Source organism: Arthrobacter sp. UYP4, assembly GCF_057291175.1.
The window spans coordinates 1-15,847 of record NZ_JBXAVU010000004.1 but is presented as its reverse complement, the minus strand read 5'-3'; the positions used below and the strand labels follow the sequence as shown (position 1 = coordinate 15,847).

15 protein-coding genes are annotated in these 15,847 nt (G+C 69.5%); 10 read left to right on the top strand and 5 right to left on the bottom strand.

The window, feature by feature from the left end:
• Positions 1 to 230: 230 nt before the first annotated feature.
• Genes AC0Z9V_RS14045 through AC0Z9V_RS14030 form a run of 4 tightly spaced genes read left to right on the top strand, consistent with a single transcriptional unit; the run spans position 231 to position 3,184 of the window.
• The gene (locus AC0Z9V_RS14045; protein ID WP_485141891.1) at positions 231 to 971 is read left to right on the top strand and encodes an ANTAR domain-containing protein; all 741 of its coding nucleotides are present in this window, start codon (positions 231 to 233) and stop codon (positions 969 to 971) included.
• Complete coding sequence (locus AC0Z9V_RS14040) at positions 968 to 2,080, top strand: alanine racemase (RefSeq protein ID WP_244186108.1); 1,113 nt, start codon at positions 968 to 970, stop codon at positions 2,078 to 2,080. Before AC0Z9V_RS14045 ends, AC0Z9V_RS14040 begins: the two co-directional genes overlap by 4 nt.
• A gap of 50 nt (positions 2,081 to 2,130) precedes the next feature.
• Positions 2,131 to 2,253 carry a hypothetical protein gene (locus AC0Z9V_RS14035; protein ID WP_459287881.1) on the top strand — a complete coding sequence of 41 codons (123 nt, stop codon included), beginning with the start codon at positions 2,131 to 2,133 and terminating at the stop codon, positions 2,251 to 2,253.
• 55 nt (positions 2,254 to 2,308) lie between these two features.
• Complete coding sequence (locus tag AC0Z9V_RS14030; RefSeq protein ID WP_485141890.1) at positions 2,309 to 3,184, top strand: TPM domain-containing protein; 876 nt, start codon at positions 2,309 to 2,311, stop codon at positions 3,182 to 3,184.
• A gap of 8 nt (positions 3,185 to 3,192) precedes the next feature.
• On the opposite strand, the gene AC0Z9V_RS14025 is transcribed toward AC0Z9V_RS14030, so the two are convergent.
• Complete coding sequence (locus AC0Z9V_RS14025) at positions 3,193 to 4,806, bottom strand: peptide chain release factor 3 (protein WP_244186106.1); 1,614 nt, start codon at positions 4,804 to 4,806, stop codon at positions 3,193 to 3,195.
• Between the two features lie 128 nt (positions 4,807 to 4,934).
• Here AC0Z9V_RS14025 and AC0Z9V_RS14020 point away from each other — a divergent pair, with 128 nt between their 5' ends.
• The 4 genes from AC0Z9V_RS14020 (at position 4,935) to AC0Z9V_RS14005 (ending at position 9,826) form a co-directional block, all read left to right on the top strand.
• Positions 4,935 to 6,194, top strand: coding sequence for a GAF domain-containing sensor histidine kinase (locus AC0Z9V_RS14020; RefSeq protein WP_485141889.1), 1,260 nt, complete (start codon positions 4,935 to 4,937; stop codon positions 6,192 to 6,194).
• A gap of 113 nt (positions 6,195 to 6,307) precedes the next feature.
• Positions 6,308 to 6,898 carry a hypothetical protein gene (locus tag AC0Z9V_RS14015; protein ID WP_208740286.1) on the top strand — a complete coding sequence of 197 codons (591 nt, stop codon included), beginning with the start codon at positions 6,308 to 6,310 and terminating at the stop codon, positions 6,896 to 6,898.
• Positions 6,899 to 7,085: 187 nt separating this feature from the next.
• Positions 7,086 to 8,111 carry an agmatine deiminase family protein gene (locus AC0Z9V_RS14010; RefSeq protein ID WP_485142056.1) on the top strand — a complete coding sequence of 342 codons (1,026 nt, stop codon included), beginning with the start codon at positions 7,086 to 7,088 and terminating at the stop codon, positions 8,109 to 8,111.
• Positions 8,111 to 9,826, top strand: a complete 1,716-nt coding sequence (locus tag AC0Z9V_RS14005) for an amidase (RefSeq protein ID WP_485141888.1) — start codon at positions 8,111 to 8,113, stop codon at positions 9,824 to 9,826. Before AC0Z9V_RS14010 ends, AC0Z9V_RS14005 begins: the two co-directional genes overlap by 1 nt.
• Positions 9,827 to 9,878: 52 nt before the next feature.
• Here the strand turns inward: AC0Z9V_RS14005 and AC0Z9V_RS14000 are convergent, their stop codons facing one another.
• Positions 9,879 to 11,462 (bottom strand): MFS transporter, encoded by a 1,584-nt coding sequence (locus AC0Z9V_RS14000; RefSeq protein ID WP_485141887.1) that lies wholly within the window; start codon positions 11,460 to 11,462, stop codon positions 9,879 to 9,881.
• Between the two features lie 61 nt (positions 11,463 to 11,523).
• Here AC0Z9V_RS14000 and AC0Z9V_RS13995 point away from each other — a divergent pair, with 61 nt between their 5' ends.
• Both AC0Z9V_RS13995 and mscL read left to right on the top strand, forming a co-directional pair.
• A complete protein-coding gene (locus AC0Z9V_RS13995) occupies positions 11,524 to 12,081 on the top strand; it encodes a TetR/AcrR family transcriptional regulator (protein ID WP_485141886.1) in 558 nt (185 codons plus the stop codon).
• Positions 12,082 to 12,175: 94 nt separating this feature from the next.
• The gene (gene mscL / locus AC0Z9V_RS13990) at positions 12,176 to 12,592 is read left to right on the top strand and encodes a large conductance mechanosensitive channel protein MscL (RefSeq protein WP_133081553.1); all 417 of its coding nucleotides are present in this window, start codon (positions 12,176 to 12,178) and stop codon (positions 12,590 to 12,592) included.
• An 828-nt stretch (positions 12,593 to 13,420) separates the two neighbouring features.
• On the opposite strand, the gene AC0Z9V_RS13985 is transcribed toward mscL, so the two are convergent.
• From AC0Z9V_RS13985 to AC0Z9V_RS13975, 3 genes are all read right to left on the bottom strand, one after another.
• The gene (locus AC0Z9V_RS13985; protein WP_459269003.1) at positions 13,421 to 14,350 is read right to left on the bottom strand and encodes a hypothetical protein; all 930 of its coding nucleotides are present in this window, start codon (positions 14,348 to 14,350) and stop codon (positions 13,421 to 13,423) included.
• A gap of 236 nt (positions 14,351 to 14,586) precedes the next feature.
• Positions 14,587 to 14,943: a YbaY family lipoprotein gene (locus tag AC0Z9V_RS13980; protein ID WP_459269004.1), complete on the bottom strand. Its 357-nt coding sequence runs from the start codon at positions 14,941 to 14,943 to the stop codon at positions 14,587 to 14,589.
• A 535-nt stretch (positions 14,944 to 15,478) separates the two neighbouring features.
• Positions 15,479 to 15,847 (bottom strand): FG-GAP repeat domain-containing protein (locus tag AC0Z9V_RS13975; protein ID WP_485141885.1); only part of this gene is annotated, 369 nt, incomplete at its 5' end.

Below are 15,847 nucleotides of genomic sequence, written 5' to 3'. Positions count from 1 at the left end.
TTCCTCCGATCCGCGTCCGGCGGCGGCGCGGCGGGCCGGAAGCGGCTCGTCGCGCCGCCGTCGTCGGTCCTGGGTCCGCCCGGTCCGACTCCGCCCCACCCTGATCCCGGCCCGCCTGACGACCGGATGCGGAAGGTCGACGATTGTTTCCCGTGGGCCTGCCGTGCGGGTAGCGTGGCGGACGATGGGCCGTGTACCGGCGGCCCGATGCGAGCAGAAGGTGGATCCCGGTGGCTGACGACCAGATACTCGGCGAAGTGTCCCTGCCGGGCATGCTGCAGGACATGGTGCTGGAGAGCTCCGACGTGAACGAGTTCCTCGACGGGCTGGCGAAGCTCGCTGCGGACGCGCTGTCGTCGGAGGGCAGCGAGGTGTTCTGCGGGGTGACCCTCCTCCGGTCGCGCGCCAAGGGAAACGTGGCGAGCAGCAGCGAGCAGGCGCGGTTGATGGACGAGGTCCAGTACCAGTTCGACGACGGCCCGTGCATCCGGGCCGCACGCGAGGGCCAGGTCTACGTGGTGCCGGACTTCCGCAGCGAGTCCCGCTTCGGGGAGTACACCAGGGCCATCGCCGACCATGGTGTCCGCTCGGCGATCGGAGTGCCGATCCCGCTCGACGGACTCGCCGCAGCCGGTCTGGACCTGTACTCGACCCGGGAGAACGCCTTCGACGAGGCCGCCATCGCCGCCGCCGTCGACCTCGCACGGGAGGCCTCGAAATCCCTCCGCATGGCTGTCCGCGTCGCGCACCTCTCCGACACCGGTGACCAGCTCCGGGCCGCGATGAGTTCGCGCACCACGATCGACGTCGCGGCGGGCATCATCATGGGGCAGAACCGGTGCAGCCACGACACCGCGATGACCATCCTCAAGGCTGCGTCCAGCGGCCGGAACAAGAAACTCGCGGACGTCGCAGCAGCGGTGGTCACCTCGATCGGGCAGGAACTCCCAGAGACACACTTCGACTCGTGAGCGGCAGGATCCCGCCGGCCACCGGCAGTGTCGCAACGCCCGCCGTCGTCGTCGATCTCGACGTCCTGGAACGGAACATCGCCGCCATGGCGACCTCCGCGCGGGAGCGGGGGATCGCGCTGCGCCCGCACGCCAAGACCCACAAGATCGCCGAGATCGCGCACCTGCAGGTCGCCGCGGGTGCCGTCGGCCTGACCGTCGCGACCATCGGCGAGGCCGAGGCCTTCGTCGCCCGCGGCATCGAGGACGTCTTCATCGCCTACCCCCTGTGGGTCGACGAGCGGGACGCCGGGCGCCTGCTCGCGCTGGCCGACCGCGCCCGCGTCCAGGTCGGCGTCGACTCGGCGGAGGGCGCCCTGCAGCTGGCCCGCAGCCTCGGGCCCGGTGCCGCCCGCATCGGCGTCCGCATCGAGCTGGACAGCGGACACCACCGCAGCGGAGTCCTGCCGGGGGAGGCCGTCGGGGTCGCCAGGGCCGCCGCATCCGCCGGACTGGAGGTCCGCGGCGTCTTCACCTTCCCGGGCCACAGCTACGGCCCCGGAGCAGCGGGTCCCGCGGTCGCCGACGAGCAGGCCGCCCTGTCCGCCGCCGCGGCGGCCCTTCTCGACGCAGGCTTCAGCGATCCCGCCGTCAGCGGCGGGTCCACGCCGTCGGCGCCCCTGTCCTCGGGCGACACCCTGACGGAACTGCGCCCCGGTGTGTACGTATTCGGGGACGCGCAGCAGTGGGAGCTCGGCAACTGCCGGCCAACGGACATCGCGCTGAGCATCGAGAGTACGGTGGTGAGCCACCGGCGGGGCGCGGACGGAGGCCCGGACCGCTTCATCCTGGATGCCGGCAGCAAGGTACTGGGCAGCGACCGCGCCGCCTGGGCCACCGGGCACGGCAGGCTGCTCGACCACCACGACGCGCGCATCGTGGCGTTGTCCGAGCACCACGCCACCGTCGAGTGGCCCTCCGGCCGGGAGCTTCCACCGCTGGGCTCGCGGCTGCGGGTGGTCCCGAACCATGTCTGCATGACGATCAACCTCGTGGACGAGGTGCAGGTGGTGCGCGACGGCGCCGCACAGGGACGCTGGGCGGTCACGGCGCGGGGACGGAACAGCTAGGCGCTGCCCGGGCCCACTGTCCTTCCGGCCGGATCTCCGCCCGGCGCTTCGTGGAGCAGACGACGATCACGTACCACCTCGCCGGGCTGCTGCAGAAGACCGGCTCGCGCGACCGGCTGCACGCCGTGCTCCCGGGTATCCGGAACGGGTTGCTCTCCATGGGGTCGCGCTGACGGCAGGCCGGTCCATAATGGAGACATCGAAGGGCCACACCGTGGGGGAGTGCTGATGATTCCGGGAAGACGACGGCGGGCCGGCGCGGTGACCGCGGCGCTGGTGCTTCTGGTGACGGGGTGCGGTGGTAGCCGGCCGGCCGATGTCCCCGAACGCCCGGTCCAGGGCAACGTGCTGGACGCCGCCGAGATCCTCACGCCGGGCGAGGAGAAGGACCTCGACGCCCTCATCGAGCGCCGGAACAGCACCACCGGTGCCGCGCGGGTCGCCGTCCTGACGGTCGACGGCGCCGGAGGGTCCATCGAGGACTACGCGCGCGCGGTGGGCACCGCCTGGCAGGTGGGCGACGAGGGCGCCGACAACGGCGTGCTCCTGGTCGCGGACACGGGTGAGCGGGAACTGCGCATCGAGACGGCCGACGGCGTGCGGGAGGCCTTCTCGGACGACGACGCCGAGGACGTCGTCGAGGACGTCCTCGAACCGGCCTTCGCCGATGAGGACTACGCCCGGGGGCTCACGGAGGCCGTGGACCAGGTGTACCTGTACGCGGAGGGCTCGGAACCGGAGGAGGAGCCCTTCGACTGGGTGCTGTTCGCCTGGGTGGGCGGAGGCATCGCCCTCCTGCTGTCAGCGGTCATCGGGTGGATCGTCGCGGACTCCCGCCGCCGTCGTCGACGCGCCGACGAGGAACTCCGGGGCGCCGAGGAATCGGACCCCGATCTCCGGCTCACCGAGGAGCAGCGCGACGCCTACCGGAAGTACCGGTACAGCAACCGTGGCAGTGACGCCGTGAGCAACCCGGCCCTCTGGCTGCCCCTCTACGTGGCGAACCCCGCGCTCTACTCCGGCGGCACCGCTGGCCACTCGTCGGGTTCCTCCATGAACGGCGGCGGCGGTTTCAGCGGCGGCGGAGCGTCCGGGAGCTACTGACCGACGCTCTACTGGTCGACGGCGGCACCGATGGGCTCGAGGACGACGTCGGGGAAGTCCTTCCTGAAGTGCCCCACCTTCCACTTGTCACCGAAGACGGCCACGATCTCGCCGTCGGACCGGAACATGATCTCACCGCCGCGGAAGGTCTGCGGCACGCCCTGGCTCTCGGGCGCCACGCGCATCGCGAGCGTGTAGGACAGGTGGTCCAGCGACGTCGGCGCATTGAACTCGGTGCCGAGCCGCTCGGCGGCGACCTCGAACTGCAGGGCACCGACGGCGGCCAGGACGGGCGCCTGATCGCCTCGGAGGTCCGAGCGCAGCACCTGCACCACACCCTCGTGCTCGAGCTGCTCGATGCCGCGGCGGAACTGCTTGTAGCGTCCCGGATCCTTGGCCCGGGCGACGGCGAAGAGTTCGGGGGAGAAGCGGGGGATGTCGGGGAACTGCACGGGCTGCTCGGCGAAGAGGCTGTCGCCCACGCGGAGGCTCGTGGCATTCACGAGGCCGACGACGTCGCCCGGCCACGCGGTGTCCACCACCTCGCGGCTGCGGCCGAGGACGCGGTGCGCGTACTTCGTGGCGAAGGGCTTGCCGGTCCGCTGGTTGGTGATGACCATGCCGCGCTCGAACGTGCCGGAACAGATGCGCAGGTAGGCGATGTGGTCGCGGTGCGCGCTGTCCTGGCCGGCCTGCACCTTGAAGACGAAACCGGACATGGGCGCGTCGATGGGCCGGGGCTCGTCCTCCTTGGAGGGACGCGGCGAGGGCGAGGGTGCCACATCCACGAGGATGTCGAGGAGCTGGGAGACGCCGAAGTTCTTGGCGGCCGCCGCGAACAGGACGGGCGTCTGCCGCGCGGCTTCGAACTCCTCGCGGTCGAAGGAGCCGTTCGAGGACTCGACCAGGCCGGACTCCTCACGCGCGTCGACCCACGGACCCGCATCACGCGGGTCGAGGGTGTCGATGTCGACGTCGGTCTCCTCGGCAGCCTGGGCGCCCGCCTCGACGGCCTCGAGGGCGATGGCCCGCTGTGCCCGGAGGTCCAGCAGCCCCTGGAAATCGCCGGCGATCCCGGCCGGCCAGGTCAGCGGGACAGGCGTCATGCCGGTGCGCTCGCCGACGTCGTCGATCAGCCCCAGCGCGTCCAGGCCCGGCCGGTCCCACTTGTTGATGACGGTGATGATCGGGATGTTGCGGGCCTTGCAGACGGCCAGCAGCTTCACGGTCTGCGGCTCGAAGCCCTTCGCGGCGTCGATCAGCATGACGGCGGAGTCGACGGCGGCGAGCACGCGGTAGGTGTCCTCGGAGAAGTCGGCGTGGCCGGGGGTGTCCACGACGTTCAGGATGGTGTCGCGGTAGGTCAGCTGCAGCGCGGCCGAGCTGATCGAGATGCCGCGCTCCTGCTCGATGCCCATCCAGTCGGACACGGTCGCGTGGCGGCTCGACTTGCCGTGCGTGACACCGGCGTCCTGGATGGCCCGGGCGAGGAGTGCGAGGGCCTCCGTGAGGGTCGACTTGCCGGCGTCGGGGTGGGAGATGACGGCGAAGGTGCGACGGCGTCCGGCCTCGCGGCGGACGGCGTCGGCGTCGAGGACGGGGGATTCGGTTAACAGGGCCACATCCCCATTGTCCCCGATCCTGGTGAGCAGCCGGCCGGGGAGGCCGCGTGTTCGCTGTCCGCGTGGATGCCGGGGACTACCCTAGGAGGCAGATCACCGCGCGCTGCTACTGGGAGGACGTTCGCGACATGACCGATCAGGCATCCCTGCAGAAGGCTGACCGAGGCTCCGGGCACGCCGACCTGCTCTCGCGGTACGGGCTGGGCGTGGCCCTGGGCGAGGTGGCGCCCGCCGGTTCCCTGCCGCAGCCGGCCGCTGCCTCGAACGCCCCGGCCGCCCTGCAGAATCTCGTGGCGCTCGCCGTCCAGCTCTGCAACGCCCGGTACGGGGCCATCAACGTGATCACCGAGGACGAGTTCCACCAGATCGCCGCGCTGGGACTCGAGCCGCTCATGTGCGCGCGGGACGACTCGCTGTGCGGGCAGGTGCTCAAGTACGGTTCCACCGTCGTGGTGGAGGACTGCAGCGAGGACGTACGGTTCCGGGCGAACCCCTTCGTGGACGGTCGCTTCGGGGCCGTCCGGTTCTATGCCACCACGCCTCTCCTGACGACGGACGGCGTACCCCTCGGCACCCTCTGCATCTTCGACGAGGAGCCGGGCAGCCTCACCGGACAGCAGACGGTGGGACTCGAGACCCTGGCCGCCCAGGTGGTCGACGTCCTCGACCTCCAGCTGCGGACACGCCAGCTCGACGCGACGATCTCCGAGCTGCAGCGCAGCAATGAACTGCTCGGCGAATTCGCGGGCCGGATCAGTCACGACCTGCGTGGACCCCTGACCAACGTCGTCGGACTCGCGGAGCTCGCCGAGGACGAGCCCGACCTGCAGGAGGGCCCTGCGGGCACGTACTTCAAGCGCATCGGTGCGAGCGCCCTCCGCATGTCCTCCATGGTGGAGAACCTCCTCGGCTATTCGCGGGTCGGCGGGGCCGCGCATCCGGAGACCGTCTCCCTCGCGGCCGTGGTCCAGGCCGCCGTCGACGACCTGGGGCACCACGTGGACGGCGTGCGCATCCACACCGAGGACTTCTCGGCCAGCGCCGATCGGGAGCAGCTGCGCGTCCTCATCCAGAATCTGGTGGCCAACGCCGTCGCCTACGCGCGTCCCGGCATCCCACCGGAGGTACGCATCAGCGGTATCGCCACGCCCGGATCCTGGCGCCTGGAGGTGGCCGACAACGGGAAGGGCATCCCGCCGAAGGACTACGACCGCGTCCTCGAGCCGCTGGTGCGCCTCGGCCGTGACGGGGATCCGTCCGGCACCGGGATCGGCCTCGCGACCTGCATGCGGATAGCGCAGGCCCACGGCGGACGCCTCGCCTTCGCCCGGACCCCCGGCGGCGGCCTCACCGTACAGGTCGAGTTCGGCCCCGGTCCCGTCGGATAGGACCCCGCCGGGCTTCAATCGGAAAGCCGACCCGCCAAAGTACTGGACCCACGCCCCGCAGGAGCCTATTTTCGACGTAAGGGACGTCGTCCGCGTCCCGTAGGTGGTAGGGCATGCTGGTCTTCAAGGTGGATGTCGAGGCAGCTGAGGACGGGTTCACGGTGACCTGCCCTGATGTCCCGGCGCTCCACCACCGCATCGCGTCGCTCTGGGAGGCCTGCGGCGTACGTCCCGTCCTCGCCGAACTGAACGGTGTCCCGGACGACCTCGTGTGGCTGCAGATCAGGGCAAGGGCAGGAGCGGTGACCGTCGTCTCGGACGTGCATCCACTCCACTGGGTCGCGTTCCACTCGGTCGCCCGGCCGGCGCACCCGTCCTTCGACCGCGGGAGCATCGTGTTCGACCACGCCCTGACCGCCCTGCGGCACGAGGCCGATCAGGCCGAGCGGGAGTGCCGTGGGCATGCCAGGGTCAAGGTCATCGTCTCCTTCCTCGACGGCACCAAGGTCCAGGTCCCCCGGACCGGGGGTTACCCCCTGGCTGACGTCATCGACGGCACGCGGGCGACGGGCGACCTCAGCGGCTGGCTCAGGGAGCGACTGACCGGACAGGTGTCCCCCGTCTCGGACTGGCATGCCCCCGTCATCGGGTTGCAGGTCGGCGTCTTCGCGCCCGAGGCCGCGGACGCCCGCCGCTATCGGTGAGGCTTCTCCGGGTATCTCCGGCTTGTGCACCCTCGACCACGTCCTCTAGAGTTGCCGCAATAATGAACGCCATTCATTTTGTGGCGCAGGTCATCCATCCGCACCCCGAAAGGAAGATCCCGTGGGCTCCTCCCCCTCCTCGACCGTCCCCCAGGAAGCCGGGACCCTTCCAGCGCCGGGTGCCACGATGCCCGCCGAATGGGAGCCCCACGCCCGGACGTGGATGGCGTTCCCGCCCGCCAACGACACCTTCGGGGAGCAGGGGAGCGCTAGCCTGGACCGGGCGCGCAGGGCCTGGGTCCGCGTGGCGCAGACCATCGCCCGGTACGAGCCGGTCACCGTCCTCGCCGATCCGGCAGACCTGGACCGGGCGCGCGGCATGCTGGGAGAGGACATCACCGTCGAGGCGGTGCCCCTCGACGATGCGTGGCTGCGCGACTCCGGCCCCACCTTCGTCCAGGAGCCGGGCGGAGGAGTGGCGGCGGTCGACTGGGTCTTCAACGGGTGGGGAGCGCAGCACTGGGCCGCCTGGACCGAGGACGCGAAGGTCGCGGCGGCCGTCGGACGGCTCGCCGGGGTGGGCGCGACGACGAGTGACCTCGTCAACGAGGGCGGAGGATTCCACGTCGACGGGCGAGGCACCGTCCTGCTGACCGACACCGTCCAGCTCGACCCGGGCCGGAATCCGAGCGCGACCAAGGAGTCGGTGGAAGCCGAGTTCCACGCCCGCCTGGGCACCCGGCACGCCGTCTGGCTGCCCTGCGGGCTGACGCGGGACTACGACGAGTTCGGCACGCGGGGCCACGTGGACATCGTCGCCGCGTTCACGGCCGCCGGGACGCTGCTCCTCCACCGGCAGGACGCCCCGCAGCACCCGGACCATGAGGTGACGCGCAGGCTGCGATCCGTCCTCGCCGCAGCCGTCGACGCCGACGGCGCCCCCCTGCGGATCGTCGACGTGCCCGCACCCACCGCGATCCGGGACGACGGGGAGTTCGTCGACTGGTCCTACATCAACCACTACGTCGCGAACGGCGTCGTCGTCCTCTGCGCCTTCGACGATCCCCGGGACGAGGTGGCGGCAGGCATCCTCGCCGAGGCCTACCCCGGGCGGACGATCGAACTGGTGGACGCCCGCGACATCTTCGCTTTCGGCGGCGGCATCCACTGCATCACGCAGCAGCAGCCGCGAGCGCGAGGGGGCGAGCAGTGATGCCGATCGATGTCGTCGAAGCCACCATCCGGGACCTGCGCGAGGCCCTGGCCGCCGGCCGGACGACCAGCGAGGAGCTCGTCACCGAGTACCTGCGCCGGATCGAGGCCTACGACCGGGGCGGGATACGCCTCAATGCGCTCGTCGTCCTGAATCCGCACGCCCTCGAGGAGGCCCGGGCCTCGGACGAGCGGCGGGCACGCGGAACGGTGCGGGGGCCGTTGGACGGTGTCCCGTACACCGCGAAGGACAGCTACAAGGTGAAGGGCCTGACCGTAGCCGCCGGCTCTCCCGCCTTCGGCGACCTGGTCGCGCAGCAGGACGCCTTCACCATCGGCCGGTTGCGCGACGCCGGAGCCGTCCTCGTAGGCCTCACGAACATGCCGCCCATGGCCAACGGCGGCATGCAGCGCGGTCTCTACGGGCGGGCGGAGAGCCCCTACAGCGCCGGCTACCTCACTGCCGCGTTCGCCTCGGGGTCGTCCAACGGCTCCGGGACGGCGACCGCCGCGAGCTTCGCGGCCTTCGGGCTGGCGGAGGAGACCTGGTCCTCCGGACGGTCACCGGCCTCGAACAACGGCCTCTGCGCCTACACACCCTCCCGCGGCGTGATCTCCGTCCGGGGGAACTGGCCGCTCGTGCCGACCATGGACGTCGTCGTGCCGCACTCCCGCACCATGGCCGACCTCCTGGAGATCCTGGACGTCGTCGTCGCCGACGACGACGATGCACGCGGGGACTTCTGGCGCGCCCAGCCGTGGATCGACATCCCCGCCGCGTCGGCCCTCCGGCCCGACTCGTACGTCTCCCTCGCTCCGCGCGACGCCGACGAGGCACGCGGGTACCTCGCCGGGAAGCGTTTCGGCGTGCCGCGCATGTACATCAACGGGGACCCCGAGGCCGGTACCGGCCCGTCCGCCGACATCGGAGGGCCCACGGGCCGGGCTATCCGCACCCGGGCCTCCGTCCTCGACCTGTGGGCGGCCGCCCGGGCGGACCTGGAGCGGGCCGGGGCGGACGTGGTCGAGGTGGACTTCCCCGTCGTCTCCAACTACGAGGGCGACCGTCCCGGTGCTCCCACGATCACGACTCGGGGGCTGGTGAGTTCCGAGTTCCTGCAGAGCGAGATCCTCGACCTGTCCGCGTGGGCCTGGCACGACTTCCTGCAGGCGAACGGCGACCCGGCCCTGGACTCCCTCGCCGACGTCGACGGTGCAACGATCTTCCCGCCGGACGGCGGGGCACTTCCGGACCGGTACAGCGGTTTCGACGACGACATCGCGGCATATCCCGAGTTGATCCGGCGGCACGGTGCGGTGAAGCTCGTGGACATCCCGCACCTCGAGGAGGGTCTCCGGGGCCTCGAGGAGACACGCCGCGTGGACCTCGACGAGTGGATGGCCGGTCTCGGGCTGGATGCCGTCGTCTTCCCGGCGGCAGCGGACGTCGGACCGTCCGACAGCGATACGAATCCGGCATCGGCGGACATCGCCTGGCGGAACGGCGTCTGGGTGTCGAACGGCAACCTCGTGCCCCGGCACCTCGGCATACCGACGGTCACCGTGCCGATGGGGGTGGCGCAGGACCTCGGGATGCCCGTGGGGCTGACCTTCGCCGGCCCCGCCTACAGCGACACGGAACTGCTGCGCCTCGCGGCCGCCTTCGAGGCCACGGGGTCGCGACGCTCGGCCCCGCCGCGGACCCCGCCGCTGTAGGGGCGGGGTGGCTCGCGGCGGCGCCGGAAGCACCGGCGCCGCCGCCGTCGTCCTACGGGCGGGGCTCGACCGCCGCGGCCCTGGCCTCGCCGCGCAGGCTCCACGCCGCGAGGACCGATGCCCCGACCATGAGCAGGGCAGCGATCCCGGAGGTCACCGTGACGCCGCTGTCGAAGGCGGAGAAGGCCGAGTCCCGGAGCAGGGACGCGCTCGTGGGGCCGAGCTGCGTCGCCACCTCGACGGCGCCGCCGAGGGTCTCGGTGGACGTGTCCGCCTGCGTCGAGCTGAGGCCCGCAGGGAGCCGCAGGTTCTGCTGGTAGGACGCGAGCAGGATACTGCCGAGCACGGCTGTGCCGAGGACCGAGCCCACCTCGTAGGCGGTCTCCGAGACGGCGGACGCCGCACCCGCCTTCGCGGCGGGCACCGAGGACAGGATGAGGTCGTTCGAGACCGTCTCCGACGCGCCCACGCCGATGCCGAGGATGACGAAGGCGATCATCAGGAACCCTGCCGATCCGCCCTCACCCAGCAGGGCGATCATCGAGTAGGCGGCCGCCGAGAAGAGCAGCGCCACCGGGACGACGGCGTGCGGGGGCAGCCTGCGGGCGAGCGGCACGACGGCGAGGCCGGCGATGATCGTCACCACGAGGCCCGGCAGCAGGACGAGCCCGGCATCGAGGGGGCTGTACCCGAGGACCAGCTGCAGGTGCTGCGAGACGAAGAACAGGAAGCCGACGAGCGAGAAGATCGCGAGCAGGTTGACCAGGACGGCCCCGGTGAAGGCGCGGACCCTGAACAGGCGGACGTCGAGCATGGGATCGCGACGCCGCAGCTGGCGCACCACGAACGCCGTGCCGGCAGCGAGGCCGATGAACGCGGCCGTCACCGAGACGAGCAGCGGTCCGCCCTTCGCGAGGTTCTTGATGGCGTAGACGACCGGCAGCATGGTCGCGATGGACAGGACGATGCCGGCGTAGTCCACGCGGCCCGGGGTGGCGTCCCTGGATTCGGGCACGACGGCCGGGGTCAGCGCGAGCATGAGCACGAGCACGGGCACGGCGAGGAGGAACACGGAGCCCCACCAGAAGTGCTCGAGCAGGGCGCCGCCGAGCAGCGGGCCGAGGGCCGCGCCGGCCGAGAAGCCGGCGGCCCAGACGGCGATGGCGACGCGCCGCTGGTTGCGATCCGCGAAGATGTTGCGGATCAGCGAGAGCGTCGAGGGCATGAGCATGGCACCGAAGACGCCGAGGCCCACGCGTGCCGCGACGAGGAATCCGGCGGTCGGTGCGAAGGCGGCCACGACGGAGAAGAGGGCGAAGCCGGCCGCTCCGATCATGAGCAGGCGGCGCCGGCCGAAGCGGTCGCCGAAGCTGCCCATCGCCACGAGCAGTCCCGCCAGGACGAGGGGGTAGCTGTCGACGATCCAGAGGAGCGTCGTGCCGCTCGTCGCGAAGTGGCGGGAGATCTCGGGCAGCGCGAAGCTCAGCACGGTGTTGTCGACCGAGACCAGCAGCACCGGCAGCATCAGCACGGCAAGGGCGAACCATTCGCGGCGGCCGGCAAGGGATACGGGGGAGGAAGGAACGGCACGCGGGTTCACCTCGGACACACGTGCGGAGGGGGAGGGTGTTGTCATCCCTCTAAGCTATACCGTCCGGCCGGTACAGTACAACAAAAGTGACCGGTATCATCGTGGGGTGTCAACTTCCCGCGAGCGCATCCTCGACAGCTTCGAGAACGCGCTGATCCGTGACGGCGAACGGGCCGCCACCATGGAGGCGGTCGCCGCCGCCGCCGACGTCTCCAAGGGCGGCCTCCTGTACCACTTCCCCTCCAAGGAAGCCTTGGTGGAGGGCCTTGCCGACCGGCTCCGCGGCCTCGCCGACCGGGACCGGGAGTCCATGGCCTCGGCCCCGGACGGAGCGGCACGCTACTACGTCAGGACCTCCGTCTTCGAGGACAGCGCCCTGGACCGCGCCCTCGTCTCGATGGCCCGCCTCGCGCAGCAGGGCCATCCGACGGCGAAGGCCTCGCTCGCCGAGATCCAGGAGCGATGGCTGGACGCCCTCGAGGCGCAGCTCGGTGACCGCACGACGGCGCGCGCCGTCAAACTGCTCGGCGACGGGCTCTACTACGATGCCGCCTTCTTCGCCTCGGCGGGCTCCGGGCGGACGAGTCCCGAGGAGATCGCCGAACTGCTCGACGTCGTCGACCTGATCGTCTCGGGACGCGGAGCCGGCACCTCCCAGGAGTAGGCATGATGCCGGGTGGTCCCGGACGCCCGGACGCCTCACTAGAGTGGGCCGTACAGCCACATCCGGCAGAACCACCGACCAGAGGGACGATCACGTGATCAAGGGTTTCAGGGACTTCATCCTGCGCGGGAACGTCATCGAACTGGCGATCGCGGTGGTGATCGGCAGTGCCTTCACCGCGCTCGTCGGCGCGTTCACGGCGAACATCATCCAGCCGGTCATCGCGTCCGCGGGCGGGGTCGACGTCGGCCTCGGCTTCCGGATCCGCCCGGGGAACGACGCCACCTTCGTCGACATCGGAGCCGTCATCACGGCCGCGGTCACCTTCCTCATCACCGCAGCCGTGGTCTACTTCCTCTTCGTGATGCCGATGAACCGGGCGACCGCCCGCCTGCGCGCGCTCGCAGCACCCGAGGAACCCGCGGAGGAGCCCCTGCCCGTCGACACGGCGCTGCTCACCGAGATGCGCGACCTCCTCAAGGAGTTGGCCGCCCGGGACGTCCGGCACTGAGGGCGCAGGCGGACGGCGACGCAGCGCGGCGACGGTACCTGTGCGGCGTTGCCGGCGCCGCCCCGGGCTGATGCGGTCACGCAGGGCGCCCGCGGTGTCGGGGGATCAACATCCCCGACGCCAGGTCAGTTGCTGGGAGTCGAGGTGATAGGTGGCGCTTGGACAGTCGGGCTCGGGTCCGCAGGAACAGGCTGCGGAGGGAGCCCTGTCGACGAGGACGCCGGCGGCCCGGACGGTGTAGGCGGCGACGGCTGGAGAGTTGTGGGCGGCGTCGGTGAAGGCGACGGATCGAGAGTCGTGGGCGGCGTTGGTGAAGGCGACGGATCGAGAGTTGTGGACGGCGAAGGTGGGACTGTCTTGTCGGAGGGACTATCGGCGTTCGCCTCAAGCGGCACCGAGATGCTTCTTGTTACCGGTTCCGCATCCCCGTCCTGTGTGGACGCAGTAACAACCACGCTTGCCTGTCGCACGCTCTCTTCCACCCACTGCCCGCGCACTATGCAGGAATCTCCTGGTTTCAGAACCTCGAGACATTCATCCGAGATCAAGATGAACGACACGTTCCCACTCAGACCTACGTCAGGGACTATGTCCTGACTGCTGTCATTGCTTATCTCGATGGACTCGACTGCCCCAGCTTCCGCGACGGGCCCGCCATCATCGAAGTCGACCACCCAGCTGCTCTCCCCGATCTTCACACGGTTCACGACACCCTCGGGACCATCGGTTCCGGTAGCCTCGACTTCTGGTTCCGGTGCGCAGGCGCCGACAATCACGACGCACAAGAATAATGCCGCCGACTTCGCGATCGACCGTGGCTCCATCGGACTAGCCACCTCCCGGGTTGAATTCGATTCGATTCTCGGCGTCGTCGTCCAGGATTATCGCAACACCAGACGTTCTCGACCAGCCTGCCGGCAGAAGGAAGTACTTGCCCGCACTCAGGGTGACAAATTTCAGTCCCGTATATTTGAAACGATACTTTCCGTCCGGAGAAGATATGACCTCTTCTTTCACGGGGCTTCCTATGGCCAGGGACTGAGAGCTGTAAACAGTGACCGAGGGACGCTTGTACAAATCTCGGGCGTACTCCCTGGATCGGCCGGTACCCAGCGCTCCTGCATATAAGGAGCACGCCCAGAAGAGGGCCACGACCACCAGGAGAACTACGGACACATAGCCGAGCTTCTCCCACACGGGTAAGTGCCTGGTTTCTCGATTGTTCAGCGCAGACAGACAGCGCAGCACCCAGAAACCGTAAGCGCAAAGCCCGATTCCGCCGCCCAGGACCGCGGGCTCGAACAGGAAGAAAGTGGCGAAGGGTGGTTCTTCGAAGATGGACCAGACTGCGAGCAATGTGACAACGGTTCCCACCAGGAGGAGTAGCCATGCGCCGATCCTCAAAGGGACGAGACCAGTCAGCCGCCTGATCATGCTTGCCGTCACGGCGTACACTCCGATACAGACAACACCTACCAGCAGGATCAATATCGCTGGGACGATTATCGCATCGGCGCTTCGCAGGAGGTAATCGACTGTCGAGTACTCCAGAATGCTCTGATCGATGCCGAAATAAGCGGTCCGCGTCGCCGTCATCGTCCAGCCGAACCAGAATGACAAAGCAGTGGCGACGGTGGTCAGGGGCGCGATAATGGCAAACCACTGCAACAGCGAGTGGCTGAGATCTGCCCCCTTCGCGGTTGTAGTTGCCCCCCTACGTGGCGCGGCCCGTAGTCTTTCCGATTCGGATGTGTTCATCAGGCGCCTGCGCTGCGCGTTGTCGGGGCCTCCCGGAGTTCTGCTCAACGTCCGCGCCTCCTTCCAATGCCTCACTCCCGTCGTTCGACCGACGCGGGCGGACAGAATGGTGCCACTACCTATTTCCCCATCCTGAGCGTTACCACTCCGTTACTGCGCTTTAGCGGTCAGGTCGCTCGTGCATGATTTCTGCATATGTCATGCGTTCCCAGGTGAAGCTCAGGCCGACCACGAAGTCATTGCACGGAGGAGAGGCGAATCGTCACGTTGCGGGGGTGGCCTCCGGTCAGGATCGGGGTGCTTACCGTGGAGATCTGGTCGCCCCGACTGATGCGGCCGTCTCCGTCGAGGTCGGCGTGGACGCGAACTTCGTAGCGGCTCGTGGGGTCCACCTCGGGCACGGAGAGTACGAAGGTCAGACTCGTGACGCCTGGTGGATGTTCAGCAGTAAGGGAGAGGCGGGCCGCCACCACTGCGGCCGCATCTGCGCGGGAGGTGTCCTCGACGATCACGTGGAGTGCCGTGCCCGATGGTATTGCCCGCGCTGGGTCGAAGAGAACTGTGCCGGAGAGCGACATGGGAATCAGTGACATGGGAACATCCTCCAGAACCAGGGCCGTGATGTCTGTGAAGGCTTATCCGAGGCACACGCCGGCTGGACAGTGTCCACTGCTGCCGTCCTTCCGGGGGTGGGCCTGGCACCTCTGGCTCTCCCCTCCGCGGCGAGGCAGCCGCAACCATCCAACACCTGAACAGTCGTTCAGGTGAGCGCAGGGACGACACCTACTACCCAAGGTCCTTCACCGGAGAGGGCCATGGGGGAAGTGAACCAGCCCTTGGCATCACGCCACCTGGATTGGGTGGGCCCGTGGGCGAAGGATTTCCCTTCGGTGGTGCGAACGAGGAAGTCTGCCCCCGCCCCCGCCCCCGCCCCCCGCCCCCGCTCCCGTTGCCGGCGCGGACGCAGATCCTCGTGCCAGGGAAAGGCGGCATCTGCTGCGTCTCGTGAGGGCTCCCCGTAGCCATGGGCTTCCGAGTTCATCCACCGACCGCGCATATCCCCGGCCCAGCACTGTCAAAACGTCCGGGCCGGAGTATCAAGCGGTTCTGCGGCAGAACGACTCGACCTCAGCCGGCCAGGAAGCGGGGGTGCTTCTCGACCCGCCACCCGCCGGCCGTGTAGGCGAAGTTGTCCACCACCTTCACCGGAGGCTGGAACGTGCCGTTGCCGTTGTTCAGCGACACCCACACCCCGGCATCACCGAACCCCACGATGTCCGCCCGCCCGTCTCCGGTCAGATCCGCCAGGAAGCGGGGGTGCTTCTCGACCCGCCACCCGCCGGCCGTGTAGGCGAAGTTGTCCACCACCTTCACCGGAGCCTGGAACGTGCCGTTGCCGTTATTCAGCGACACCCACACCCCGGCATCACCGAACCCCACGATGTCCGCCCGCCCGTCTCCGGTCAGATCCGCCAGGAAGCGGGGGTGCTTCTCGAC